Annotated in this window: 27 protein-coding genes and 1 tRNA gene; 16 read left to right on the top strand and 12 right to left on the bottom strand. The window is 69.8% G+C overall.

Going from position 1 to position 24,351, the window contains the following annotated elements:
- Positions 1 to 15: 15 nt before the first annotated feature.
- Positions 16 to 183 carry a hypothetical protein gene (locus D3869_RS32990; RefSeq protein WP_014241314.1) on the bottom strand — a complete coding sequence of 56 codons (168 nt, stop codon included), beginning with the start codon at positions 181 to 183 and terminating at the stop codon, positions 16 to 18.
- Positions 184 to 531: 348 nt separating this feature from the next.
- Here D3869_RS32990 and D3869_RS05070 point away from each other — a divergent pair, with 348 nt between their 5' ends.
- Positions 532 to 1,095, top strand: coding sequence for an HNH endonuclease (locus D3869_RS05070; protein WP_137139182.1), 564 nt, complete (start codon positions 532 to 534; stop codon positions 1,093 to 1,095).
- Between the two features lie 42 nt (positions 1,096 to 1,137).
- Positions 1,138 to 1,290, top strand: a complete 153-nt coding sequence (locus D3869_RS05075) for a DUF1289 domain-containing protein (RefSeq protein WP_137139183.1) — start codon at positions 1,138 to 1,140, stop codon at positions 1,288 to 1,290.
- Positions 1,291 to 1,339: 49 nt separating this feature from the next.
- Here D3869_RS05075 and D3869_RS05080 read toward each other — a convergent pair whose 3' ends face one another.
- Together D3869_RS05080 and D3869_RS05085 are read right to left on the bottom strand one after the other, a co-directional pair.
- Positions 1,340 to 1,975: a demethoxyubiquinone hydroxylase family protein gene (locus D3869_RS05080; protein WP_137139184.1), complete on the bottom strand. Its 636-nt coding sequence runs from the start codon at positions 1,973 to 1,975 to the stop codon at positions 1,340 to 1,342.
- Positions 1,972 to 2,499, bottom strand: coding sequence for a disulfide bond formation protein B (locus D3869_RS05085; protein ID WP_137139185.1), 528 nt, complete (start codon positions 2,497 to 2,499; stop codon positions 1,972 to 1,974). Before D3869_RS05085 ends, D3869_RS05080 begins: the two co-directional genes overlap by 4 nt.
- 137 nt (positions 2,500 to 2,636) lie before the next feature.
- Between D3869_RS05085 and D3869_RS05090 the strand changes: the two genes are divergently transcribed.
- The 3 genes from D3869_RS05090 to D3869_RS05100 all read left to right on the top strand — a co-directional run bounded on the left by D3869_RS05090 (position 2,637) and on the right by D3869_RS05100 (position 3,820).
- Positions 2,637 to 2,723, top strand: a tRNA-Leu gene (locus D3869_RS05090).
- 161 nt (positions 2,724 to 2,884) lie between these two features.
- The gene (locus D3869_RS05095; RefSeq protein ID WP_137139186.1) at positions 2,885 to 3,280 is read left to right on the top strand and encodes a (R)-mandelonitrile lyase; all 396 of its coding nucleotides are present in this window, start codon (positions 2,885 to 2,887) and stop codon (positions 3,278 to 3,280) included.
- A gap of 147 nt (positions 3,281 to 3,427) precedes the next feature.
- Entirely contained in the window at positions 3,428 to 3,820 is a 393-nt protein-coding gene (locus tag D3869_RS05100; RefSeq protein WP_137139187.1) for a c-type cytochrome, read from the top strand.
- Positions 3,821 to 3,835: 15 nt separating this feature from the next.
- Here D3869_RS05100 and D3869_RS05105 read toward each other — a convergent pair whose 3' ends face one another.
- Positions 3,836 to 4,423 carry a PQQ-dependent catabolism-associated CXXCW motif protein gene (locus tag D3869_RS05105; protein WP_137139188.1) on the bottom strand — a complete coding sequence of 196 codons (588 nt, stop codon included), beginning with the start codon at positions 4,421 to 4,423 and terminating at the stop codon, positions 3,836 to 3,838.
- 427 nt (positions 4,424 to 4,850) lie between these two features.
- On the opposite strand from D3869_RS05105, the gene D3869_RS05110 reads away from it, so the two are divergent.
- The 4 genes from D3869_RS05110 (at position 4,851) to D3869_RS05125 (ending at position 7,820) form a co-directional block, all read left to right on the top strand.
- The gene (locus tag D3869_RS05110) at positions 4,851 to 5,837 is read left to right on the top strand and encodes an ABC transporter substrate-binding protein (RefSeq protein ID WP_137139189.1); all 987 of its coding nucleotides are present in this window, start codon (positions 4,851 to 4,853) and stop codon (positions 5,835 to 5,837) included.
- Complete coding sequence (locus tag D3869_RS05115) at positions 5,837 to 6,595, top strand: ABC transporter permease (RefSeq protein ID WP_137139190.1); 759 nt, start codon at positions 5,837 to 5,839, stop codon at positions 6,593 to 6,595. Before D3869_RS05110 ends, D3869_RS05115 begins: the two co-directional genes overlap by 1 nt.
- Positions 6,525 to 7,295 carry an ABC transporter ATP-binding protein gene (locus D3869_RS05120; protein ID WP_247895728.1) on the top strand — a complete coding sequence of 257 codons (771 nt, stop codon included), beginning with the start codon at positions 6,525 to 6,527 and terminating at the stop codon, positions 7,293 to 7,295. Before D3869_RS05115 ends, D3869_RS05120 begins: the two co-directional genes overlap by 71 nt.
- A 90-nt stretch (positions 7,296 to 7,385) precedes the next feature.
- Complete coding sequence (locus tag D3869_RS05125; RefSeq protein ID WP_137139192.1) at positions 7,386 to 7,820, top strand: hypothetical protein; 435 nt, start codon at positions 7,386 to 7,388, stop codon at positions 7,818 to 7,820.
- Between the two features lie 19 nt (positions 7,821 to 7,839).
- Here the strand turns inward: D3869_RS05125 and D3869_RS05130 are convergent, their stop codons facing one another.
- The 6 genes from D3869_RS05130 to pedF form a co-directional block, all read right to left on the bottom strand.
- Positions 7,840 to 8,505, bottom strand: coding sequence for a response regulator (locus D3869_RS05130; protein WP_137139193.1), 666 nt, complete (start codon positions 8,503 to 8,505; stop codon positions 7,840 to 7,842).
- Between the two features lie 227 nt (positions 8,506 to 8,732).
- Positions 8,733 to 10,484, bottom strand: coding sequence for a methanol/ethanol family PQQ-dependent dehydrogenase (locus D3869_RS05135; protein ID WP_035679539.1), 1,752 nt, complete (start codon positions 10,482 to 10,484; stop codon positions 8,733 to 8,735).
- 289 nt (positions 10,485 to 10,773) lie between these two features.
- Positions 10,774 to 11,718 carry a quinoprotein relay system zinc metallohydrolase 1 gene (locus tag D3869_RS05140; protein ID WP_137139194.1) on the bottom strand — a complete coding sequence of 315 codons (945 nt, stop codon included), beginning with the start codon at positions 11,716 to 11,718 and terminating at the stop codon, positions 10,774 to 10,776.
- Entirely contained in the window at positions 11,715 to 12,527 is an 813-nt protein-coding gene (locus D3869_RS05145; protein WP_137139195.1) for a quinoprotein dehydrogenase-associated SoxYZ-like carrier, read from the bottom strand. Before D3869_RS05145 ends, D3869_RS05140 begins: the two co-directional genes overlap by 4 nt.
- A 140-nt stretch (positions 12,528 to 12,667) precedes the next feature.
- Positions 12,668 to 13,528: a substrate-binding periplasmic protein gene (locus D3869_RS05150; RefSeq protein ID WP_137139196.1), complete on the bottom strand. Its 861-nt coding sequence runs from the start codon at positions 13,526 to 13,528 to the stop codon at positions 12,668 to 12,670.
- 11 nt (positions 13,529 to 13,539) lie between these two features.
- Complete coding sequence (gene pedF / locus D3869_RS05155; protein WP_137139197.1) at positions 13,540 to 13,983, bottom strand: cytochrome c-550 PedF; 444 nt, start codon at positions 13,981 to 13,983, stop codon at positions 13,540 to 13,542.
- A gap of 264 nt (positions 13,984 to 14,247) precedes the next feature.
- Between pedF and D3869_RS05160 the strand changes: the two genes are divergently transcribed.
- From D3869_RS05160 to D3869_RS05175, 4 genes are read left to right on the top strand one after another with little or no spacing between them, the layout of a single operon-like run.
- A complete protein-coding gene (locus tag D3869_RS05160) occupies positions 14,248 to 15,417 on the top strand; it encodes an ABC transporter substrate-binding protein (RefSeq protein ID WP_137139198.1) in 1,170 nt (389 codons plus the stop codon).
- 38 nt (positions 15,418 to 15,455) lie between these two features.
- On the top strand, positions 15,456 to 16,424 hold the full coding sequence (locus tag D3869_RS05165) for a YVTN family beta-propeller repeat protein (protein WP_137114988.1): 969 nt from the start codon (positions 15,456 to 15,458) through the stop codon (positions 16,422 to 16,424).
- Positions 16,425 to 16,444: 20 nt separating this feature from the next.
- The gene (locus tag D3869_RS05170) at positions 16,445 to 17,185 is read left to right on the top strand and encodes an ABC transporter ATP-binding protein (protein WP_137139199.1); all 741 of its coding nucleotides are present in this window, start codon (positions 16,445 to 16,447) and stop codon (positions 17,183 to 17,185) included.
- Positions 17,182 to 18,006: an ABC transporter permease gene (locus tag D3869_RS05175; protein ID WP_137139200.1), complete on the top strand. Its 825-nt coding sequence runs from the start codon at positions 17,182 to 17,184 to the stop codon at positions 18,004 to 18,006. Before D3869_RS05170 ends, D3869_RS05175 begins: the two co-directional genes overlap by 4 nt.
- Positions 18,007 to 18,016: 10 nt before the next feature.
- Here the strand turns inward: D3869_RS05175 and D3869_RS05180 are convergent, their stop codons facing one another.
- On the bottom strand, positions 18,017 to 19,681 hold the full coding sequence (locus tag D3869_RS05180) for an NAD+ synthase (RefSeq protein ID WP_137139201.1): 1,665 nt from the start codon (positions 19,679 to 19,681) through the stop codon (positions 18,017 to 18,019).
- A 146-nt stretch (positions 19,682 to 19,827) separates the two neighbouring features.
- On the opposite strand from D3869_RS05180, the gene D3869_RS05185 reads away from it, so the two are divergent.
- The 3 genes from D3869_RS05185 (at position 19,828) to D3869_RS05195 (ending at position 23,079) form a co-directional block, all read left to right on the top strand.
- The gene (locus D3869_RS05185) at positions 19,828 to 21,396 is read left to right on the top strand and encodes an FAD-dependent oxidoreductase (RefSeq protein ID WP_211114954.1); all 1,569 of its coding nucleotides are present in this window, start codon (positions 19,828 to 19,830) and stop codon (positions 21,394 to 21,396) included.
- 127 nt (positions 21,397 to 21,523) lie between these two features.
- Positions 21,524 to 22,510: a hypothetical protein gene (locus D3869_RS05190; RefSeq protein WP_137139202.1), complete on the top strand. Its 987-nt coding sequence runs from the start codon at positions 21,524 to 21,526 to the stop codon at positions 22,508 to 22,510.
- Between the two features lie 134 nt (positions 22,511 to 22,644).
- Positions 22,645 to 23,079 carry a nuclear transport factor 2 family protein gene (locus D3869_RS05195; RefSeq protein ID WP_137139203.1) on the top strand — a complete coding sequence of 145 codons (435 nt, stop codon included), beginning with the start codon at positions 22,645 to 22,647 and terminating at the stop codon, positions 23,077 to 23,079.
- A 27-nt stretch (positions 23,080 to 23,106) separates the two neighbouring features.
- On the opposite strand, the gene D3869_RS05200 is transcribed toward D3869_RS05195, so the two are convergent.
- Positions 23,107 to 24,285, bottom strand: coding sequence for a serine hydrolase domain-containing protein (locus tag D3869_RS05200; RefSeq protein WP_137139204.1), 1,179 nt, complete (start codon positions 24,283 to 24,285; stop codon positions 23,107 to 23,109).
- Positions 24,286 to 24,351: the final 66 nt, after the last annotated feature.

A 24,351-nucleotide genomic window follows, 5' to 3' on the forward strand; every position in this document is an offset into this window, starting at 1 on the left:
AACAGACAGCGGGGATCAGATGTAGGGGTTGTCCTTGATCGGCTCGACCGGGATGTCCTCGCCCTCAAGATACATGGCGAGGCGGCGGCGCAGCTCGCGGTCGAAGGCGTCGATGCGGCGCTGGCGGTCGCGTTCCTCGCGCTCGGCGCGCTTCTCGGCAAGGTCGATGATCGTGGCGCTCATGGATGTTCCCTTCGAAAGCGTCCCCCCTGGGGCGTCGCCACCATCTCAGAGCATGGTTAACGCACAGTAACCACGATGTCGGAAAATGCACGATCAAGGCTTCACAACCAAATGTCACAGGCAATCCCGCAGGGCATTCCGCCCGCCGTCCGGCAAGGCCGGGACCCAGCCCATCGAAAGGGTTACAGGATCGTGAAGAAATGACGCAGTGCGGCGCGACATATTGAGTTCGAAGCACAGATCAACTATGTATCTGGTGTTCCGGTCTCCCGGCGGCGCGTCATCCCGCAAGGGAGAGCGGAACAGCAGACTAAGGTTCCAGACACGTTTCAGAGAAGGGAGTGGCCATTGGCTCCACCACCCGATCACTGTCCGGCCCTGGTGCTGAACGCCGACTTCCGGCCGCTCAGCTACTTCCCTCTGTCGCTCTGGTCCTGGCAGGAGGCGGTCAAGGCCGTCTTTCTGGACCGGGTGAACATCATCTCCGAATACGACCGCGTCGTCCGCTCGCCCACCTTCGAGGTCAAGCTGCCGAGCGTCATTTCGTTGAAGGAGTTCATCCCGGCGACACGGCGGCCGGCCTTCACCCGATTCAACGTCTTCCTGCGCGACCGCTTCACCTGCCAGTATTGCGGCCACCACTTCCCCACGCAGGAACTGACCTTCGACCATGTCATCCCACGGTCGCGCGGCGGGCGCACCACCTGGGGCAACGTCGTCACCTCCTGCTCGGCCTGCAATCTGGCAAAGGGAAACAGGCTGCCGCACAGTTGCGGCATGATCCCCCTCAGTCCCCCGTTCCAGCCGAGTGCCTACCAGCTTCAAGAGAACGGACGTGCATTCCCGCCAAACTTCCTTCACGAAAGTTGGCGGGATTTTCTTTATTGGGACACCGAACTCGATCCGATGTAGAAACGCCGCGATCGGGAAGGCTGGACCGAGGAAGATCTGGGTATGGACGACGAGAATCCCTGCGTGGGCATCTGCATCATCGGCGACGACGGCTACTGCGAGGGCTGCGGGCGGAGCGAGGACGAAATTTACGGCACGCCGCCCGTCCCGGCGCCCACTCCGACAAAGACCGAAGAGGACGGTCAGGCCGACTGAATCCGCTCCGCCGGCCGTCGGCCAGACCCGCCCCCGTCACCCGCGCCCGTCACACCCGTTCGGCCACCCAGATCACCGCCTTGGTGCCGGCCTTGATGGCGGCGGACAGCACCGGATAGGCCGGGGCCTGTTCCGCGCCGTTGAGCAGGCCGATGTCGCGGTGCTCCACCTCCTCCGCCTGGAACTTGAGGATGGAGGTCTTCAGCTCCTCCTCCTCCGGGCCGAGGTGCTTGAGCTGCGCCTCGTAGTGGCCGTCGATGACCTGCTCGACGGCGACGGTGCAGGCCATGGCCGCCCGCTCCCCCATCACCGCGGTGCCGGCGCCCAGCAGGAAGCCGGCGACGTGCCACAGCGGCTGCAGCACGGTCGGGCGAACCTGACGGGCGACGAGCTGCTTCTCGAAATACTGGAGATGTTCCTGCTCCTGCTCGGCCATGTGGCGCAGGGTCTTGGCGTGCCGCCCGCGGCCCATGACGGAGAGCTGGCCTTCGTAGATGCGCTTGGCACCGTACTCGCCGGCATGGTCCACGCGCACGATCCGCGCCAGCCGCTGTTCCGGGGTCGGGTCGCCGGGCAGGCGCCCGCGCGGGCGGGGCCGCGGGGTGGACGACCCGGCGCTGGACGGGGTGGCGGACGGGGCCGAAGCGGCGGCGGTGCCGGTGGCAATGCTGTCGGGCGGGGTCATGCGAAGGTCCTGGTAACCGAGGTCCGGATGTAGGCGGCGCGGGCCGCCGCGAAGGCGAAGGCGGACAGCGCCAGCGAAATCACGACGTTGTAGCCCGCCATCGAAATCCCGAACAGCGACCACGCCACTTCGTCGCAGCGGGTGACCGGGGCGGCGAGCACCTGGGCGCGCAATTCCTCCAGCGTCTGGGGTGCGCGTCCGCTGGCGCCGCAGGCCGAAGTGCCGGCCCACCAGTGCTGCTCCACCCCCACATGGTAGGCGGCGATCCCCGCGCCGGCCAGCAGGGCCAGCCCGCTCGCCACCAGCAGCGCGTCGCCCAGCCCGCGCCACTGGCGGAACAGCAGGGTGACGATGCCGAAGGCCATCACCGCCCCGTAGGGCACGCGCTGCCACAGGCACAGGACGCAGGGCTGGTAGCCCAGCACGAACTGGAAAAACAGCGCGGCGGCCAGCACGCCGGCGCTGGCGACGGCCAACAGCCCGGCGGTGTAGCGCGGATCGTCGATGGGGAGGCGGTTCATCATGCGGGTGAGATTAGCGCGCCCCACAGGCTTAGGCCAGACACGCCGACGCATCCGCACAAAACACTTTGTCCCAGGGCCAGTTCCCCTCTATAAAGCGGACACCGGTCGCCACGGGCGCCGGGTCCGGCAGGCACCGTGCGGGCGTGGCGGAATTGGTAGACGCAGCGGACTCAAAATCCGCCGTCCTCACGGATATGTCGGTTCGAGTCCGACCGCCCGCACCACCCGTTCTCATCGGTGCCTTACCCACCTCCCCGTGCCTTTCATTCATGAACGCGGTTCATGACGGCATGTGACGCCGCCGGCCTCATCCGAATCGACGGTCCCTGATGGAGCGGCGGCACGACGACCGCGCCCCAATGGGCGATCAGCGGAGGATCCGACCATGAAGATCACGCGTGTTGGCACGCAGCCATCCGTCACCGGACCGGCCGATTGGTTCACCGGCACCGTCCGCATCGACCCCCTCGTTCAGGCCGACGCCCCGGCCCGCACCGCGGCGGCCAGCGTCACCTTCGAGCCCGGCGCCCGCACGGCGTGGCACACCCATCCCTTGGGTCAGACGCTGATCGTCACCGCCGGCGTCGGCCGGGTCCAGCGCGAGGGCGGCCCCATCGAGGAGATCCGGCCCGGCGACGTCGTCTGGTTCCCGCCCGGCGAGAAGCACTGGCATGGCGCCTCGCCGACCATGTTCATGACCCACATCGCCATCCAGGAGCAGTTGGACGGCAAGGCCGTCGACTGGATGGAAAAGGTCACCGACGAGCAGTACGGGGGGTGAGGCAACTGGGCCAGCCCCAAGACCTCATTCCATTTGCGGGCTTGTTCCAAAGTCCAATTCGGCGGCCCGACCCAGCCACCTAAAATGCGCGGCATCGACCGCCGCCGCGACCGGCGCCGCGGACTTCTGGCTGGGGAGCCATCTCACATGACCGTTTCCAGATTCGTCATCGCCGCCGCCCTTCTGCTTGCCGCCGGGACGGCCAGCGCTGAAAGCGGGCCGCAGCCCAAGACGGCCGAGGAGGCCGCCGGCAAGCAGATCTTCCATCAGTGCGCGGCCTGCCACTCGCTGGATTCCAGCAAGAACGCCTTCGGCCCGAGCCTGTACAACGTCGTCGGACGCAAAGCCGGCTCGATCCCGCGCTTCGACTATTCCAACGCGCTGAAGACGTCCAACATCACCTGGACCGAGGACAACCTGCGCCACTGGATCGCCGGCAACGACAATTTCGTGCCCGGCACCCGCATGCGCCACGTCGCCATCACTGACCCGGCGGAGCAGGACTATCTGATCGCCTTCCTGAAGTCGCTGAAGCAGTAAGCGTCGAAAAGCCGGTTACGGTGCGGCGACCGGAACCGGCTTCCCGTCCTCGGTCGGCAGGCCGGCCTCGGCCCAGCCGTCCGCCCCGTCGCGGTACCAGAGGACGCGGCGGTAGCCCATCTCCAGGGCGCGCTTGCCCGCGTTCCACGACATCCAGCAGTCCGCCAGACAGTAGAACAGCAGACCGCGCCCGCGGTCGCCGCCGGTCAGCCGCTCCAGGTTGGACTGGAAATAGCCGTCCAGCTCCGGCGTCAGCGCCCCGAGCCCGACGTTGGGCAGCCAGACGCTGCCGGGAATCTGCGGAAAGGGCTTCGGCACCAGCCAGGGACCGCCGGGCAGCGTGCTGCGGTCCAGCTTCATCACGTTGATGGGAAGAGCCGCACCCGACTCCACCAGCGCGCGGGCCCGCACCGTGTCCACCGTCTCGGCCCCGGGCAGCGATGCCGGGGTCGGCGACCGGTATTCGGTCATCCGGTAGCCATCCGGCACCGCGACCGCGTCCGCCGCGGCGCCTCCCGCCGGCCCGGCCAGCAACAGCGCCAGCCCGGCGGCGCCCAGCCATCCTGCGCGCACCACCTTCCCTCCCCCATTGTTCTGCGGCATCCACGAAATCCCCCCGTGCCCGACAGGGTCAAGTTGCCCGATAGTCGAATACCGGGGACCGCCGGACGAAGCCTAAGCTCACCGTTCGCCATCGTGGGATTCCCGCGTTCCGCTGCGCCACCGCACCGCAGAGGCCTGCCTTGCAAACGACCGCAGGACGCATCATCATCAGGCTAGGGAGACAAGGGTGGCTAGACCCCTGCCTCCCGGCCCGATCCTTAGCGGTTCAGGAGATCAAGGATGCCCTTGATCACCCGAAGCAGCAGGATCAGGAGAGTGAGGATTTTCTCCATCCTCGACGCCTCCTTGTGATGGGACATGGGGTGATGGGACACGGGCGGTGGCCAATCCGCCGCCCGGTCCACCGCGCAACCATGGCGCGCCCCACCGTCCATACAAATGCAATTTTTGACGCAGGGGCGGTGCCATGCGCCTGATGTCCCTTGCCCGGCTGTTCCTGCTCCTTGCGCTGATCTGCGTTGCCGCCGTGACGCGTGCGACGGAGCGCCCGACAGTGACCATTGGGGTGCTGAAGTTCGGCACGGTCAGCTGGGAGCTTGACGTCATCCGCCACCACCGGCTGGACGAGGCCGCCGGCTTCGAGCTGAAGCTGATGGAACTGGCAAGCGGCCAAGCGGCGCAGATCGCCCTGCAGGGCGGGGCGGTGGACATGATCGCCAGCGACTGGCTGTGGGTGGCCCGCCAGCGCGCGGCGGGGGCGGACCTGACCTTCATCCCCCATTCCGCGGCGGTCGGCGCGCTGATGGTGCCGGCGGCCTCCCCCATCGCCTCCGTCGCCGACCTGAAGGGCCGGCGCATCGGCGTCGCCGGAACCCCCATCGACAAGAGCTGGCTGCTGCTGAAGGCGTTGGCCCGCGACCGCTACGCGCTCGACCTCGACGCCGCGGCGACGCCGGTCTTCGCCGCCCCGCCCCTGCTGAACCAGAAGGCCGCGACGGGGGAGCTGGACGCGGTGCTGAATTTCTGGCCCTACGCCGCCCGCCTCCAGGCGGCGGGGATGCGGACGGTCATCGGGGTGGACGGGATGATGCGGGACCTCGGCCTGTCGGCCCAGGTGCCGGCGGTCGGCTTCGTCTTCCATGAGGGCTGGGCCAAGGCCAACCCGGCGGCGCTCGACGCCTTCATCGCCGCCTCGCGCAAGGCCAAGGCGATCATGGCGCGATCCGACGCGGAATGGGACCGGCTGCGCCCACTGATGAAGGCGGAGGACGAGGCCACCTGGGCGGCGTTGCGCGACCAGTTCCGCGCCGGCATCCCGCAGCGCTGGACGGAGGAGGAGCGGGAGGCCGCGGCCCGGCTCTACGGGCTGATGGCCAAGCTCGGCGGGCGGGAGCTGGTGGGCAACGCCATGGCCCTGCCGGACGGCACCTTCTGGCCGGGGGTCCGCTTCTGATGCGGTGGCGGCGGCTGGCCCCGGTCCTGTCGCTGGCTCTGCTGGTCGGGCTGTGGGCCGTCGCCGCCGAACTGGCGGCCAGCCGCAGCCTGCCCGGCCCCGCCGCCGTGCTGTCGGTCCTGGTCCGCGAGGCGGCGGACGGCGCGCTGTTCCATCACCTGGGGATCACGCTGGCGCGCATGGCCGCGGCCTTCGTCATCGCCATGTCCATCGGGTCCGCGCTGGGCATCCTGCTCGGACGCTCGGCCACCGCCGACCGGCTGTTCGGGCTGTGGCTGACCGTGTTCCTGAACATCCCGGCGCTGGTCGTGATCGTGCTCGCCTATGTCTGGTTCGGCCTGACCGAGGCGGCGGCGGTCGGCGCGGTTGCCGTCAACAAGATCCCCAACGTCGTGGTCGTCCTGCGCGAAGGGACGCGCGCCATCGACGAGCAGTACGTCGAGATGGCGCGGACCTTCCGCATGGCGCGGTCGGACGTGCTGCGCCATGTGCTGCTGCCCCAGCTCACCCCCTACTTCGCCGCGGCGGCGCGGTCCGGCCTTGCGCTGATCTGGAAGATCGTGCTGGTGGTCGAGCTTCTGGGCCGCAGCGACGGGGTGGGATTCCAGATCCACCTCTACTTCCAGATGTTCGATGTGGCCGGCATTCTTGCGTACACCGTCGCCTTCGTGGCCGTCGTCCAACTCCTTGAACTCTGCGTCCTGCAGCCTGTCGAGCACCGGCTCACCCGGTGGCGGCCGGTGCGCGCTGAGGCTTGAGATCCGCTCCAAGCGCTTTGCCGGGCGGGAGGTCATCCGCGGCCTGTCGCTGACGGCCGCACCGGGCGAGTTCCTGGCGCTGGTCGGCCCGTCCGGCTGCGGCAAGACGACCGCGCTGACCATCGCCGCCGGGCTGGACCACGATTTCGACGGAACCCTGGACTTCGGCGGGCCGGAGCCGGTGCTGGGCTGCGTGTTCCAGACGCCCCGCCTGCTGCCCTGGCGCACGGTGCGGCAAAACGTGGCTCTGGTGCTGTCCAAGGCGCGGCGGAGCGATGGGACGGCGGAGCGCTGGCTGGCCGCCATGGGGCTGGAGGCGGTGGCCGACGAGTACCCGGCCCGCCTGTCGGGCGGCATGGCGCGGCGGGTGGCCCTGGCCCGCGCCTTCGCGGTGGAGCCGGGCCTGCTGCTGATGGACGAGCCCTTCGTCTCGCTGGACGAACCGACGGCGCAGCGGATGCGCGCCCTCCTTGCGACGATGCTGGAGCGGTCCCCGGCCACGGTGCTGTTCGTCACCCACAATCTGCGCGAGGCGATCCAGCTGGCCGACCGCATCCTGGTGATGGCTCCCGGCCCGACGCGGGTGGCGGCGGAAGTGCCGCTGGAAACGCCCCGCGCCGTGCGCGACGACGCGCTGGTCGAGCGCGTGCGGGGGGAGTTGCTGGCCCGGCCCGATCCGGCGTTCCGGCTGCTCGCCTGACTCTTTTGCCGAAACTGTGAAGCGGCTCACACCCGCCGCCGTCCGCCGGGCGCAGTCTGTCCCGCTGCGACGAAACCGGCGGAGACGACGATGCGCACCCTGTTCCTGCCCCTATTGCTGCTGGGCGCCGGCTTGGCGCTCCTGTCCGGCGCGGCGCGCGCCGGGGAGATCGTGATCCTCGACCAGCACGGTCCCGGCCCCAACCACGCCGACCGGTCGCGCGATCTGGCGATCATCGGCGATTTCGCCACCGGGTCTTCCATCGTCATCATCGAGCGGACGACGCGCGACGAGCAGCTCGGGCGGCGCGACCCCGGCCTGGAGGCCCGGCGCGCCGTGCGCAAGGCGGAGGCGAAGCGGCGCAGCAAGGACAAGGACTGGTCGGATTGGGCGGAGTTCGACGGCCACAGCCTGGACGGCTTCGGCTGGCTCGACGGGCCGGTGCCGCTCGGCTTCGGGCGGGGCGATCCGGGGCAGGAGGCGGCGCGCGCCGCCGCGGACGCGCGGCGGATGCGGAACCGCTGAACAGAAAAGGCCCGCCGGCTCAGATGCCGAAGCGGGCCTTTTCCAGTTGCAGGCGGTTGGCGAAGACCACGGCCTGGGTGCGGCTGTAGACTTTCAGCTTTTGCAGGATCGCCGAGACGTGGGCCTTCACGGTGGTTTCCGTGATGCTCAGCTCATAGGCGATTTCCTTGTTCAGCTTGCCGGTGCCCAGCATCTCCAGCACGCGGAGCTGCTGCGCCGTCAGGGTGGACAGGCGCCGGGCGATCTCCGCCGTTTCCTCGTCCTCCGCCGCGGCGCCCTCCTCGACCGAGGCGGGCAGATAGACCTCCCCGGCCAGGATCTGGCGCAGCGCGCCGGCGATGGCGTCCCGCGGCGTCGATTTCGGGATGAAGCCGGCGGCGCCGCAGCGCACCGCCTCCAGCATCACCTTGCGGTCCTCGTGCGCCGAGACGACGGCGACGGGGATGGCCGGGAAGCGGCGGCGCAGGGCGATCAGCCCGGTCAGACCGTTCATGCCCGGCATGTTGAGGTCGAGCAGGACGAGGTCCGGCTCCCCCTTGCCGCCCTGCATGGAGTCGAGGATGGAGATGGTTTCGTCCAGGCAACCGGCCTCGTGGATTTCCTGCGCCTGGCAGGAATAGAGGACGGCGCTGCGCAGGGCGTCGCGCACCAGCGGATGATCGTCCGCAATCAGAATTCGGCTCATGGCGTGGTTCCCACGCTCATCGTTTCGGGGCGTTTCCGGGTGTGATCATGCCGGACTGTTCAAGAATGCGCAAGGACGGGAACGGGTATTCCCCAAAACAGACGATCGTAGGCAATTCCGTTTTAAATCCCGGCCCAAATTCTGTTGCAAGCGGTTCGCAAGAAAAGACGGCCCGAACCCTTCGGGCCGCCCTTTCCTGGTCCGGTCACGGCACGGGGGTTTCCCCGTCAGGCCTTCGGCAGCTTGAAGACCCAGAGGGAACCGCCCTGGTTGATGTCCTTGACCAGCTTGGCGACGTCGCCGCCCCACAGCGGCACCGCACCGCCCCAGCCGGAGACCACGGCCACATACTGCTCGCCGTCCTGTTCCCAGGTGACCGGAGAGCCGACGACGCCGGAGCCGGTGTTGAACTTCCAGACCTCCTTGCCGGACTTGGCGTCGAACGCCTTCAGATAGCCCTCCGGCGTGCCGGTGAAGACGAGGTTGCCGCCGGTGGTCAGCACGCCGCCCCACAGCGGCGCCGGGTTCTTGTATTCCCAGACGATCTTGCCGGTCTTCGGGTCGATGGCGCGCAGCGCGCCGATGTAGTCGTCGTAGAGCGGCTTGATGGTGAAGCCGGCGCCCAGATAGGCCGCCCCCTTCTTGTAGGTGATCGGCTCGTTCCAGATGTCCATGCCCCACTCGTTGGCCGGGACGTAGAACAGCTCGGTCGCCGGGCTGTAGGCCATGGGCATCCAGTTCTTGGCGCCGAGGAAGGCCGGGGCGGCGAAGACCGACGTGCCCTTCTCCGCACCGACCGGGGTGCCCGGACGGTTGTCGTCGTTGTAGACCGGCCGCCCGGTCTTCACGTCGATCTCCTTGGCCCAGGTGATCTTGGTGACGAAAGGCGAGGCGCTCAGCAGCTTCCCGTTGGTGCGGTCGAGCACGTAGAAGAAGCCGTTGCGGTCGGCCTTGGCGCCGGCCTTGATGGTCTGGCCGTCCTTCTTCAGGTCGAAGGACACCAGCTCGTTCACGCCGTCGAAGTCCCAGCCGTCGTGCGGCGTGGTCTGGTAGTGCCACTTGATGTCGCCGTTGGCCGGGTCGATGGCCAGGGTCGAGGAGGTGTAGAGGTTGTCGCCCGGACGCAGGTGCGAGTTCCAGGGCGCCGGGTTGCCGGTGCCGAAGAACAGCGTCTTGGTCTCCGGGTCGTAGGTGCCGCCCAGCCAGGTGGCGCCGCCGCCGGTCTTGTAGAGATCGCCCGACCAGCTGGCGTTCATCACGCCGGTCATGGTCGATTCCTTGCCATTGAGGGTGCCCATGTTGCCCTCGATGGTCGGGCGCTGCCAGACCAGCTCGCCCGTCTCGGCGTCGCGCGCCTCGACCATGCCGATGATGCCGAACTCGCCGCCGGAATTGCCGGTGATGACCTTGCCGTCGACGATCAGCGGGGCGGCGGTGGCCGAGTAGCCGGCCTTGTAGTCCTCGATCTTCTTCGACCAGACGACCTTGCCGGTGTCCTTGTTCAGCGCGACCAGACGGGCGTCCAGCGTCGCGAAGTAGATCTTGTCCTTGTAGAGCGCGGCGCCGCGGTTCACCACGTCGCAGCAGGGCATGATGCCTTCGGGCAGGCGGTGGTCGTACTGCCACTTCTTCTGCCCGGTCTTCACGTCCACGGCGTAGAGGCGCGAGTAGGAGCCGGTGACGTAGATCGTGCCGTCATGGATGATCGGCTGCGACTCCTGCCCGCGCTGCTTCTCGCCACCGAAGGAGAAGGACCAGACCGGCACCAGCCCCTTGACGGTGTCCGGGTTGAGCTTGTCGAGCGGGCTGAAGCGCTGCGCCTGCGGCCCCATGCCATAGGTCAGGACGTCGCCCGTCGACTTGGCGTCGTTCAGCAGATCGTCGTTGCTCGGCCCATCGGCGGCCAATGCGGGGCCGCTCAGGCCAAGGCCGGCGGCCATGGCGCTTGCAAGCAGGCAGGTGCGGAAGAGACGCTTCATGGTGCGGATACCTCCCAGGGGAATGGACAGCCGGAGGCGCGGGCATAGATCATGTGCAGACAAATGATCAGTCGCAGACGAATTGGCGGAATCCGTCTGCCTTGTCCGCCCGCCTCGGCTTCTTTTCGGAACAATCAGGGGTTCGACGCAGGGGCGACGCGGCGACGCGAAGCCCCTATCCTTCTGACAATAAAGCAGTTTACCGGCGCCCCAATTGTGGTCCATTGGCAAATAGTCGAATGGGCGGAGCGTTCTGCTGGCGACGGAAAACGTTTCATTGAGAAGGACGTCAGTTGACCCGCGGCAGGATTGTCCGCTCGATCCCCGGCCAGAGGTGGGAGACGGAGCGCCGGTACTCCTCGCGCAGCACGCCCATCCCGGCGAAGCGCTCAGGGATCGGGGCGTCGAGCAGCTCGGCCATGTCGGCCCCGGCCTCCGCCCGCTCTCGCAACGTGCGGTCCAGCCACGTCAGCCAGTCGCGGGTTTGGGCGATGGCCGCCCTGCTGGCCGCCGTGTCGGTGCGGATGCGCCCGTGGTTCGGCACCAGAACCGTCACCTCCAGAGCGTCCAGGGACTCCAGCGCCGCCAGCCATTGGCCGATGTCGGCGTGGGGCGTGGTCGGCGTCCGGTCGGAAAAGACGACTCCGCCGGCGAACAGCACGCCCGTCGTCTCGTCCAGGATGGCGAGGTCGGCGGCGGTGTGGCCCTCCAGCGGGATCAGCCGCAGCCGGTGCGCGCCGAAGACGACGGTGGATCCGTAGACCGTCTCGGTCGGGACCAGCGGCTCGGTGCCGCGCATCCAGTCGCCGACGAGGCGGTACATGTTCTCGGTCATCCCCTGTCCCTCGGCCTTGATGCCCTCGATGGTGCCGGGGAGAGCGGCGATGGGCACGTCGGCGAAGGCGCGGTTGCCCAGCCAATAGTCGGGGTGCAGGTTGCTGATGAAGACCTTGCGGATCGGCTTGTCGGTGACCGTCGCGATGGCCGCGCGCATCTCCTCGCCGAAGCGGCGCGACGGGCCGGTCTGGATCACGATCACCCCGTCGTCGGTGACGATAAAGCCGGGGTTGAGGATGTTGCCGCCGTTGGCGCGGGTGAAATGCTCCCGCGTGCCCTCGAAGACCCAGGTGTCCCGGGCGATGGCCACGGGCTTCAGAGCGTAGGACAGCGGGCCGGCGGCCCAGCCGGGCGCGGCGGAGACGGCCAGCAGGAGAAGGGCGAGAAGCGCTCTCATGGCAGCGCTCCCTGCACCCAGGGAAGCGGGATGGCCGCCTTGACCTCGCCGCCCTGGTTGTCACGCCCGTCGAGCGTCAGGCTGCGCCCGCCCGCCGCGGGCTGCACCTCCAACGTGAAGACGGGGTTTTCGGACAGCGGCTCCGCCGTCTGCAGCCGGGCCAGCGCCCGCCCGTCGGCGTCGCGCAGGGTCAGCGCCTCGATGAAATAGGCGGGGATGCCGGCGACCAGCCCGGTGTCCATGGGGTGGCGGACGAGGAAGCGGACACGCGTCGCCTTGTCCTCCCCGGCGCCCTCCCCGCTCGGCGCCCAGGCGCGGCCTTGCACCTCGCCCACATGGTCGGCCCAGTCGGCGGCGGCGTAAGTGGCCGGCGGCGCGGTGCAGCCGCCGCCCGCCGCGTCGAGCAGCTTGCCGCCGATGTGCCAGACGCCGTCCGGCGTGCGGGCGGCGGCGCGCAGCGGTGTCGCCTGCTGCACCTTGAAGCGCGTGGCGATCACCGGCTTCGCCGCCAGCGGCTGGAAGCGCAGAATGACCGGGAAGGGGTTGAGGTCGGCGAACAGCACCATCTCCTCCACCGCGCCGAGCGCCGTGGCGTCGGCCATCACCGGGACGGCGGCGGCGTTCTCCGCGTTTTCGGGGGCGGTGACCATCACCCGGTCGTCGAACTGCACAGGGGCGGTGCCGAACAGCTCCGGCCGCAGCACGTCCCACATGACGGAAGCCAGCGGGTCGGCGGGGTCCGGCGGGCCGGCCAGGGCTGGGTTGGAGAGCGCGGCCAGGAGCGCCGCGGCGGCGAGATGGCGGTTCATGGCGGTTTTCCCCCTCCCTTGCGTCGTTGCTTCTTGTGCGGGCGTTTGCCCCCTCCCTAACCCTGCCCCGCTGCGCAGGGGAGGGAATCAAGCTCCTCCCCCTGCGAAGCGGGGGGAGGTTGGGAGGGGGGCAAGCACCGTCACTCCACCGGAATCGCGTTGTGCGTCACCCCATGCCTGCGAAAAATCTCCGGCAAACTCCCGTCCTCCAGCATCGCGGTCACCGCGTCGCCCACCGCGTAGGCGAGATCGCGGGAGTTCTCCTTCACCGCCATGCCGATGTCCCAGCTCGACGCCATCATGCCGGGGAAGGTCACCGGGGTGATGGGGAAGCCGGCGGCGCGGTCGCCCAACGCGGCCTCCACCTGGCTCTGCGTCGCGACGACGGCGGCGACGTCGCCCCTGACCAGGGCCTCGACCGCCTCGGGGATCGTCATGTAGTGGACCAGCCGCTCGCGCAGCCGCCCGCCGAAGGCCCCCAGCAGGTAGAAGTCGGGGATGCTGTCGATCTCCACCCCCACCGGCTCGTCCGGCAGGGAGGCCAGCATCGGCTGGGTCATGCGCATCGGGTTGCGGGCCAGCGCGAAGCCCTCCCGCTGGTAGGGGCCGAACAGAACGGCCTCCGGGTTGCGCAGCCCGAACTCCTTCTGGTAGGGCACATGCATCATCACGTCGGCCACGCCGCCCCCGACGACCGGGCCGCGCCACACCGCGTTGCGCAGGTCGTCCGACACGGTTTCCCCGGCGGTCAGCTCCATGAACTCGACGCCGACGCCCAGCCGCCCGGCGATGGCGCGGGCGATGTCCACATCCACGCCCACCAGGGCGCCGCCCTTGCGGTGGGAGAAGGGCGGGTTGTCGCGGTAGACCGCGACCATCAGCCGCCCGGCGGCCACCACGTCGTCCAACGGGCGCGCGCCGGCGCGCCGGGGGAGAACCCCGGCGGCCAGCGCGGCGGCGGCGAAGGACAGCAGGTGGCGTCGCGTCGGAAGCCTCGTCATTCCAAACGCATTCATTCCTCGTGCACCGTCTCCAGCCACGACCGGATCGCCCACAGCGCCTCCTGGCCCAGCGCCTCGCCGAAACGCGGCATGTAGGTGACGCCGTTGCGGATGGAACCGTTGATCACCCGCTCCTTGAACCACTCGTCCCCGGTGTCGCCCTTGTCCAGATAGCGCAGGTCCGGGGCGATGCCGCCCGACACCGCGCCCAGCCCATGGCAGCGCGCGCAGTTCTGGTTGAATGCGGAAGAGCCGATCTCGATCGCGCGCGGGTTGCCACGGTAGGGGTTCGCGTCGCGCCATTCCTCGCCCAGCTTGTCGAGGCCGGTGGTGTCCACGGCCTGGGGGGTCACGTCGCCATGGGCGAAGGCCGCCGTGGGGACAACCGTGGAGGCGACGGCGGCCGCGCCGGTCAGGATACCGGCCATCGCAAGCCGGAGAAGCCGTGCGTTCATAAGGGGCGTCCTCATTCAGAGAAGATGCGAAGGGAGCGTTGTCCGTTGCCCCGGAGCATAGCGGGCGGTCCGCGACGCCAATAATTGGACTTTGGTAGCAACCGTGCGCGGCTTCCCCCGCGATCGGACCGAAACGCCATTTTCCGCCCGCGCAATCGTACCAAAGTTGCATTCCGGGACGCCGCCCGGCGGGGATACCCTGGTCTCCCGAAACCGAGCGAGTGCAAACCCGCGATGCGTTTCAGCTTATGGTTACCCTCCTTGATGCAGATCGCCTTGCTGGCCGGCGGGCTGTGCGCCCCGCCGGCCGCCTTTTCGCAGGAGGCATCCGCAGACCTTTCGACCGTCCGCATCGCCTACCTGACGCAGGAGGTCGAGCATCCCCCCGCCCTGTCCAACCTCGACGAACCGCCCGCCGACGAAGGGGTGGCCGGCGCCCGTCTCGCCGTGGCCGATAACAACTCCACGGGCCGCTTCCTGAAGCAGCGTTTCGAACTGGAGGCGGTGACCGTCCCCATCGACGGCGACCCGGCGCAGGCGCTGCGCGACCTCGCCGCCGCCGGGCACCGCATCGTCGTGCTGGACCTGCCCGGCGAGACGCCCGGCGCGCTGGCCCGCCTGCCCGAGGCGGCGAACCTGCTGCTGTTCAACGCCGGCTCGACCGACGACAGCCTGCGCAACGCGCTGTGTGCGCCCAACCTGCTGCACACGGCCCCCGACCGCGCCATGCTGGCCGACGCGCTGGCCCAGTATCTGGCGGTCAAGCGCTGGACGAAGTGGCTGCTGATCGTCGGAACCCGGCCCGAGGACCGGCTCTACGCCGCCGCGGTGAAGCGGGCCGCCAAGCGCTTCGGCGCCGAGGTGGTCGAGGAGAAGACCTGGAGCGAGGACCACGACGCCCGCCGCACCGCCCAGGCCGAAATGCCCGTCTTCACCCAGGGCAAGCGCCACGACGTGGTGATCGTCGCCGACGAGATCGGCGATTTCGGCGACTACGTCCTGTACCGCACCTGGGAGCCGCGCCCGGTCGCCGGCACGCAGGGCCTCGTCCCCACCAACTGGCACCGCGCCCACGAGGCCTGGGGGGCGGCACAGCTCCAGTCCCGCTTCAAGGCCGCCGCCCAGCGCACCATGCTGCCCCGCGACCACGCCGTCTGGGCGGCCATCCGCGCGGTGGGCGAAGCGGCGACCCGCACCCGCTCCACCGACCCCGCGGCGCTGGCCGCCCACATCCGCGGGCCGGACTTCACGCTGGCCGCCTTCAAGGGCGTGCCGCTGTCCTTCCGCAGCTGGGACGGGCAGTTGCGCCAGCCGGTGCTTCTCGCCGCCGACCGCTCGCTGGTGTCCGTCTCGCCGCAGGACGGCTTCCTGCACCCCCGAACCGAACTCGACACGCTGGGCCACGACCAGCCCGAAACGGGCTGCCGCCGCTGAATCATCTCCATCATTTCCGCCAAGAGGACGCCGCCCCGATGACCACCGCCCGCTCCCTTCTCCTCGCCGCGCTGCTGGCCGGCTGCGCCGTTCCTGCTTTGGCGGAGACCGTCTATGTCTCGAACGAGAAGGACAACACCCTGTCCATCATCGACGGCGCGACCCTGACTGTGACGGAGACGGTGAAGGTCGGGCGGCGCCCCCGCGGCATCACGCTGAGCGCGGACGGCAAGCATCTCTACATCTGCGCCAGCGACGACGACACGGTGCAGGTCATGGACCTCGCGACCAAGAAGATCCTGCACAACCTGCCCTCGGGCGAGGACCCGGAGCTGTTCGCCCTGCACCCCGACGGCAAGCACCTGTTCATCGCCAACGAGGAGAGCAACGTCGTCACCATCGTGGACGTGCCCAGCCGCAAGGTCGCCTATCAGGTGGATGTCGGCGTGGAGCCGGAGGGCATGGCGGTCAGCCCCGACGGCAAATGGGCGGTGAACACGTCGGAGACGACGAACATGGTCCATTGGATCGACACGGAGAAGCGCGCCGTCGTCGACAACACGCTGGTCGACGCCCGCCCGCGCTACGCCCAGTTCAGCAAGGACGGCAGCCGCCTGTGGGTGTCGGCGGAGATCGGCGGCACCCTGTCGGTGATCGACACGGCCGACCGCAAGGTGGCGCAGACCATCCGCTTCAAGATCAAGGGCGTGCCCCAGGACCGCATCCAGCCCGTGGGCATCAAGCTGACCGACGACGGGCGCTACGCCTTCGTGGCGCTCGGCCCGGCCAACCATGTCGCGGTGGTGGACGCCCAGACCTTCGCGGTGAAGGACTATCTGCTGGTCGGCCGCCGCGTCTGGCAGCTCGACCTGTCGCCCGACCAGAAGCGGCTCTACGCCACCAACGGCGTGTCGGGCGACGTGTCGGTGATCGACGTGGACAGCCTGAAGGTCGTCAAGTCGATCAAGGTCGGCCGCTACCCCTGGGGCGTTGCGGTGAAGGGCTAAGCGCGTGAAAGGGTAAGGGCATGGCGGAACCGGCGCTGTCGGTCGAGGGGCTGAGCTACGCCTACGGGCGCGGGACCTTCGCGCTGAAGGACGTGTCGCTGGCGGTCGGGGCGGGGTCCTTCACCGCCTTGCTCGGCCCCAACGGGGCGGGCAAAACGACGCTGTTCGCGCTGATCACCCGCCTGTTCGAATCGCCGGGCGGCACCATCCGCATCGGCGGCATCGACCTGCGGCGGGATCCGGCCAGGGCGCTGGGCCGCATGGGGGTGGTGTTCCAGCAGCCGACGCTCGACCTCGACCTGACGGTGCGGCAGAACCTGCTCTACTTCGCCGCCCTGCACGGCATCCCCCGCCGCACCGCCGAGGCGCGGGCGCGGGAGTCGCTGGAGCGGCTGGGCATGGCGGAGCGCATCGGCGAGACGGTGCGGGCGCTGAACGGCGGCCACCGCCGCCGGGTGGAGCTGGCCCGCGCCCTGCTGCACGAGCCGGCCCTGCTGGTGCTGGACGAACCGACCGTCGGGCTGGACGTCCCGGCGCGCCGTGCCATCGTCGAGCATGCCCACGCGCTGTGCCGGGAGCGCGGCATCGCCGTGCTCTGGGCCACCCACCTGATCGACGAGATCGGCGACGGCGACCGCGTCGTGGTGATCCATCGCGGTCGGGTCCGCGCCGCCGGGCCGGTGACGGAGGTGAACCGCGCGACCGGGGCGGACTCGCTGACCGAGAGCTTCACCCGGCTGACCGCGAAGGAGGCGGCGTGACGGCCCCCGCCCACAATGCCCCCGCCCATTGCGCGCGCGCCCTCGGCGGGATCGTCGGGCGCGAGGTGCTGCGCTTCGTCCACCAGCGGGAGCGCTTCCTGTCGGCCCTGGTCCGTCCGCTGCTCTGGCTGTTCGTCTTCGCGGCGGGCTTCCGCGCGGCCCTGGGCATCGCCATCACCCCGCCCTATGAGACCTACATCCCCTACGAGGTCTACATCGTCCCCGGCCTCGCCGGGATGGTGCAGCTCTTCAACGGGATGCAAAGCTCGCTGTCGATGGTCTACGACCGCGAGATGGGCAGCATGCGGATGCTGCTGGTCAGCCCCCTGCCCCGCTGGTTCCTGCTGACGGCGAAGCTGCTGGCCGGGACGGCGGTGTCGATCCTCCAGGTCTACGCCTTCCTCGCCGTCGCCTGGGTCTACGGGGTGCAGGCGCCGCCGCTCGGCTACGTGACGGTCCTGCCGGCGCTGGTGGTCAGCGGGCTGATGCTGGGGGCGCTGGGGATGCTGCTGTCCTCGGCCATCCGGCAGCTGGAGAATTTCGCCGGCGTGATGAACTTCGTCATCTTCCCGACCTTCTTCCTGTCCACCGCGCTCTATCCCCTGTGGAAGATGCAGGAGGCCGGGGAGCTTCTGTACGTCCTGTGCACCGTCAACCCCTTCAGCCAAGCGGTCGAGCTGATCCGCTTCGCACTGTACCGGGAGGTGAATCTTCCGGCGCTGGGCTGGACGGTGCTGGCGCTGGCCCTGTTCCTCGGCGGCGCGATCTACGGCTACAACCCGGCGCAGGGCTTCCTGGCGCGGAAGACCGGCGGGGAGTAGGAGGTCCCCCTCACAGGAGGCTGCCGAAGCCGTTGGTGATCGGGTAGCGCCGCTCGCGGCCGAACTGCCGCCGGGTGATTTTCGGGCCGGGAGGCGCCTGGCGGCGCTTGTATTCGGCCGCATGCAGCATGCCCCAGACCGCGTTCACCACCTCCGGCGCGTGGCCGCGGGCGACGATCTCGGCGACGCCCAGATCCTCTTCGATCAGGCAGCGCAGAATGTCGTCCAGCGCCTCGTAGGGCGGCAGCGTGTCCTGGTCGGTCTGGCCGGGGCTCAGCTCCGCGGTCGGGGCCTTGACCAGCACCCGCTCCGGCACGACGCGGCCCGCCGGGCCGAGCGCCCCCTCCGGCACATGCGCGTTGCGCCAGCGCGCCAGCGCGTAGACCGTCGTCTTGTAGACGTCCTTCAGCACGGCGAAGCCGCCGCACAGGTCGCCGTAGAGCGTGGCGTAGCCGACCGACATCTCCGACTTGTTGCCGGTGGACAGCACCATCGGGCCGAACTTGTTGGACAGCGCCATCAGCGTGACGCCGCGGGCCCGCGCCTGGATGTTCTCCTCCGTGACGTCCGGGTCGCGCCCCGCGAAGGCCGGCCGCAGCATCCGCTCGAACGCCTCCATCGCCGGCAGGATGGGCACGGTGTCGAGCCGGCAGCCGAGCAGTTCCGCCGACTCCGCGGCGTCCTCCTGGCTCTCCGGCGCGGTGTGGGGCGACGGCATCATCACGCCGTGCACCCGCCCGGCGCCCAGCGCGTCCACCGCGATGGCCGCCGCCAGCGCCGAATCGATGCCGCCCGACAGGCCGAGGATGACTCCGGGGAAGCGGTTCTTGGCCACATAGTCGCGCAAGGCCAGCACCAGCGCCGCGTAGACCGCCTCCAACTCGTCCGGCGGGGCGACGCATTCCGTGTCGGCGCAGGTCCAGACATCGTCCTCGCCGCGCTCCCAGCGGGTGATCAACAGATGCTCGACGAAGGCCGGGGCCTGGGCAACCAGCCGGCGATCGGCGCCCAGCGCGAAGCTGGCGCCGTCGAAGACCAGCTCGTCCTGCCCGCCCACCTGATTCACGTAGATCAGCGGCAGGCCGGACTCGGTGACCCGCCGCACGGCGAGCTGCACGCGCTGGTCGTGCTTGCCCAGCTCGAACGGGCTGCCGTTGGGGACCACCAGGATCTCCGCCCCGCTTTCCGCCAGCGTCTCGATCACGTCGGCGGACCACATGTCCTCGCAGATCGGCACACCCAGCCGCAAGCCGCGGACGTTGATCGGGCCGGGCAGCGGGCCGGGGTCGAACAGGCGCTTCTCGTCGAAGACGCCGTAGTTCGGCAGGTCCACCTTGAAGCGGGTCGCCGCGATCCGCCCGCCGTCGAGCAGCAGGGCGGCGTTGTGACGCTTGCCGCCGTCGCGCCAGGGCGCGCCGACCAGCAAAGCCGGGCCGCCGTCCGCCGTCTCGGCGGCGAGTTCACGCACCGCCCGCTCCACCACGTCCAGGAAGAAGGGCTTCAGCACCAGATCCTCCGGCGGGTAGCCGGTCACCGCCAGCTCCGGGCAGACCATCAGGTCGGCGCCGCGCGCGGCGGCCTCCGCCCGCGCGTTGCGGATGCGGTCGATGTTGGCGGTGATGGCGCCGACGGTCGGGTTGATCTGGGCCAGCGCGATGGAAAAACGGTCGGTCATGGCGGCGTCGTCCGGGGAAGCGGCGGATCGGCGACACCGTAACAGCCGAAGGCCGGGGGCGGAAGCGGCGCGCGGCCGCAGCGGAACCGCGCCACCAAACGCTGTGTTGCCGGAAGGACAGGACGCCAACAGAAGGATGACCGGTCATGCAGAAGTCCGGGCAAAGTTCCGGTGCCACGACCTCCGTCTGGATGGACCGCGGCGGGGCGGCGATGCCCGCCGGGACGGTCGCCCCTACCGCGGCGGGGCTGGCTGCCTTGCGGCCAGACGTGATCGTCGTCGGGGCGGGCATCGCCGGGGTGACCACGGCCTATCTGCTCCAGCGCTCCGGCAAGTCAGTGCTGCTGCTGGACGACGGGCCGCCCGGCGGCGGCGAGACCGGGCGCACCACGGCGCATCTCTCCAACGTCATCGACGACCGCTTCGCCGAGATCGAACGGCTGCACAGCGAATCCGGCGCCCGCATGGCGGCGGAGAGCCACGGCGCCGCCATCGACACCATCGAGCGGATCGCCCGCGAGGAGGGCATCGACTGCGGCTTCGCCCGGCTCGACGGCTATCTGATGCTGGCGCCGGAACAGGACCCCGCCGGGCTGGACCGCGAGCGCGACGCCGCCCGTCGGGCCGGGCTGGACGATGTCGAGCGGCTGGACGCCCCGCCGATCCGGCATCCCGGTCCCTGCCTGCGCTTCCCCCGGCAGGCGCGCGTCCACGCGCTGGACTATCTGGCCGGGCTGACCCGCGCCTTCCTGGCGCGCGGCGGCGCGCTGTCCACCGGGGCGCACGTCTCCACCATCCGGCAGGACGGGGAGCGCGTGCGCGTCGAGGCCGGGCCGGACCACGCGCTGGTCGAGGCCGACGCGGTGGTCGTCGCCACCAACTCCCCGATCAGCGACCGCTTCGCCATCCATTCCAAGCAGGCGCCCTACCGCACCTACGCCATCTCCCTGCGGGTGCCGAAGGGCAGCGTGCCCGACGCCCTCTATTGGGACACGCTCGACACCTATCATTACGTGCGGCTCCAGCCGGAGGCCGACCACGACCGGCTGATCGTCGGCGGCGAGGACCACAAGACCGGCGAGGCCCGCGACATGGCCGAACGCTGGGCCGCGCTGGAGGCCTGGACGCGCGCGCATTTTCCCCAGGCGGGGGCGGTCGAGCACCGCTGGTCCGGGCAGGTGATGGAGCCCTTCGACGGGCTGGCCTTCATCGGCCCCGACCCGGCCTATGGGGGGCGGGTCTTCGTGGCGACGGGCGACAGCGGCATGGGCATGACCCACGGCACCATCGCCGGGCTGGTCCTGTGCGAGCTGATCCACGGCAGCGGCAGCCCCTGGGCCGCGCTCTACGATCCCGGCCGCAAGATGACCAACAAGCTCGGCACCTATCTACGGGAAAATCTGGACGTGGCACGCCACTTCCTGCCCTACGTCCAGGGGCCGGAGCTGGAGGGCGAGGACCGCATCCAACCCGGCCAGGGCGCAGTCCTGAAATCGGGAGTCTGGCCCGTCGCCGTCTTCCGCGACGAGTCGGGGGCGCTGCACCGCCGCTCCGCCATCTGCCCCCACCTGAAATGCGTGGTGCGCTGGAATCCCGGCGAGCGGAGCTGGGATTGCCCCTGCCACGGCTCCCGCTTCGCCGTGGACGGGACGGTTTTGAACGGTCCGGCCACCCAACCCCTGGCGCCCGTGGAGGACTCCGCAAGCAAAAACTGATAAAATCCTTCGAAACCGAAGAGTTTCGACCGGGCGTTGCAGGAAGGCTGCGACGAATTAACCTGTGGTAAAGGACTCCGGTTCGATCATACCCTTACGGCGAAACGATGACGCGCGGGAGGCGGCGATGTATTACTCGGAAATGTCCGGACCGACAGGGACGACCAGCACGGTCCTGCAGCAGGCGAACACCGCCAAGAAGGCAACCGAGAGCAAGGCCGCGGACGGCGCCAAGGCCGCAACCCCCGCCGCCGACGCCGCGACTCCCGCGAAAAGCGCCAGCCCGGCCTACACGATCAGCCAGTCGATGGAAAACCTGCTCGACAACCTGTCCGGCAAGAAGCCGGCGGCGGGCGCCGACGGCGCGAACGCCGGTGCGGCGGGCGACGCGGCCGCCGGCGGCAAGACCGGCGCCCAGGCGATGGCCGACCGGGCCAAGCAGGCCGAGCAGATCATGCAGAAGGCGCTGGAGCAGTCCAAGGGCCTTTCCGGCCTGTTCGAGAAGGCCATCGACAACATGGCCGGCGACCTCGGCAGCCTGCTCGGCGGGCTGGGCATGTCGGACGACGACGTGAAGGGCGCCGTCGGCGACTTCGGCAGCGCCATGAAGGACAAGCTGAAGTCCATGGATTTCAGCCAGATGGGCATGAGCATGGAGGAAGCCCGCTCGCAGTGGTCCATCGAATCCCGTGGCATGGAACTGACCATCCAGGACGGCGACAAGTCGGTCCGCATCTCCTTCGCCAAGTCCACCCTGGACTTCACCCGCGAGGACCGCGGCCTGTCGGCGACGCTGAACGCGGACGGCTCGGGCAGCGCCATGTTCTCCGCCGCCACGACCAAGGTGTCCGGCAAGGCCACCGGCATGATCGTCCGCGCCAACGGCTTCAGCGACGATGAGATCAAGGGCGTCCTGGAGAAGCTGAACGGCATGGCCGCGAAGGGCGGGATGAGCGGCCTCGGCGCCCTGACCCCGACCAAGAGCGCCGATGGCGTGATGCACCTGAATCTCGACCTGTCGCAGCCCATCGCCGGCCTGACCGACGGCAGCAGCAGCGCCGCCAAGGGCGCCGCCGCGGCGGACGCTTCCCAGAAGGTCGACATCACGGCGTGAGGACGGGCGGGCCGTTTTCCCACAAAGGGTGCCCGCAAAAGGGGTGCGATCTGTGATAACGGGAGCCCATGCTTGCCGTTGAGCCGGCTGCCTGTATAGAAGCGGCTTTCGCTGTTTCGGAGATTCGCTTCCCCATGACCGACCGCCCCACGACCGACCGCAACGCCGTGCTGGCCGCGAACCGGGCTTTCTACCAGGCCTTCACCGCGCGCGACTTTCCCACCATGGACCGGCTGTGGGCCGCCCGCCTGCCGGTGTCCTGCATCCATCCCGGCTGGACCATCCTGTTCGGCCGGGAGGCGGTGGTGTCGAGCTGGCAGGACGTGCTGCGGTCCCCCCGCGGCCCGGCGGTGCAGGCGCGCAACGAACGCGTCAGCCTGTACGGCGACACCGCGGTCGTGCTGTGCGAGGAGATGGTGGGCGACGCGGTCCTGGCCGCGACCAACCTGTTCGCGCGCGAGGACGGCGAATGGCGGCTGGCCCACCACCAGGCCGGACCGATCGCCGAACCGGCCTCGCAGATCCTGACCCCTCCCGACCGCCTGCCGCCCGGCGGCCTGTTGCACTGACCGCGGTCGCGTTCCCCTTTGCCGGCCTCAGCGCCGCTCCGCCGCCCTCTCCAGCTGCCAGATCAGATCGCCCACCACCCGGTCGGCGGTGATCCGCTCGGGGTCGCTGTTGGTCAGGGCCACCGCGGCCCAGCGGTGGGCGCGTGAGAAGGCGATGTAGGCGTTGAAGCCGCCGGTGGAGCCGGAATGCCAGAGGATCGGCGTGCCGTCCGCCGCCCAGGCGACGAACCAGCCCAGCGCCATCGCCCCCTGCCCCAGCGCCCCCGGGTCGCGCAGCGCCCGCCCGTCCACCTGCACCGACTGGGCGAGCGCCAGCGTCGCGGTGGTCTCGCCGTCGCAGGCGGCCTTTCCCAGGCCGGTGCAGTCGCCCATGTTGGCGCGCAGCCAGCGCAGCAGGTCGTCGGCGGTGGAGTAGAGGCCGAAGGAGGGCTGCATGGCCGGCGCCTCCCAGTCGGGCACGACCTGCCCGCGGGCGTGGCCCACCGCCTTGCGGGCGCGCTGCCCGGCGTTGGGCGCCAGGGTGGTGTCGGTCATGCCGAAGCGGTCGGTGACCACCCGTTTCAATAGGGTCTCGTAGGGAATGCCGGAGGCGGTGGACAACGCCTCCCCCAGCACCGCCATGCCGACGTTGGAGTAGCGGAAGCGCGTGCCCGGCGGCACCGTCAGGCTGAAGCCGGACAGCCACGCCCCCACCTCCTCCCGCGTCAGCGGCTTGTAGGGGTTGCGCGGGTCCTCCAGCCGGCTCCAGGAGAAGCGCGGAGTCTCCGGCACGTTGGGCAGCCCCGCCGTGTGGGTGGCGAGGTCGAGCAGGCGGATCGGCGTGCCGTCGAAGTCGGGGGCGTGGACCGGCTTGGGCAGATGGCGGGCCAGCGGGTCGGTCGGGGCGACGCGCCCGGCGCGGATCAGCTCCGCCAGGATGGTGCCGGTGAAGGGCTTGGTCAGCGAGGCGATCTGGAACAGGGTGCGCCCGTCCGGCGGGCCGCCATCGGGCCGCCCGCTGTCGCCGCGCCCGACGACGAGGCTGCGCCCGTCGCGGATCACCCCGACCACGATGCTGCCCGCCCCCGCCTCCTCGAGACGGCGGTCGGCCAGCGCCGTCACCGCCTCCCGAAGACGGTCCGGGGGCACCGCGTCCGCCGGGGCCGGCGCCGTCGCCCAGACGGTGAGCGCAAGAAACGACACGACACCGAGCACCGGCCCCCGCATCCCCACCCTCCGTCATCGGCGCGCGGAATGCGCGCTGAGGGAAGAGTGGGAAGCCGCCCCGCCCGC

It is taken from the genome of Azospirillum brasilense (assembly GCF_005222205.1).
In the GTDB taxonomy this organism is placed as follows: Bacteria; Pseudomonadota; Alphaproteobacteria; order Azospirillales; family Azospirillaceae; genus Azospirillum; species Azospirillum brasilense_G.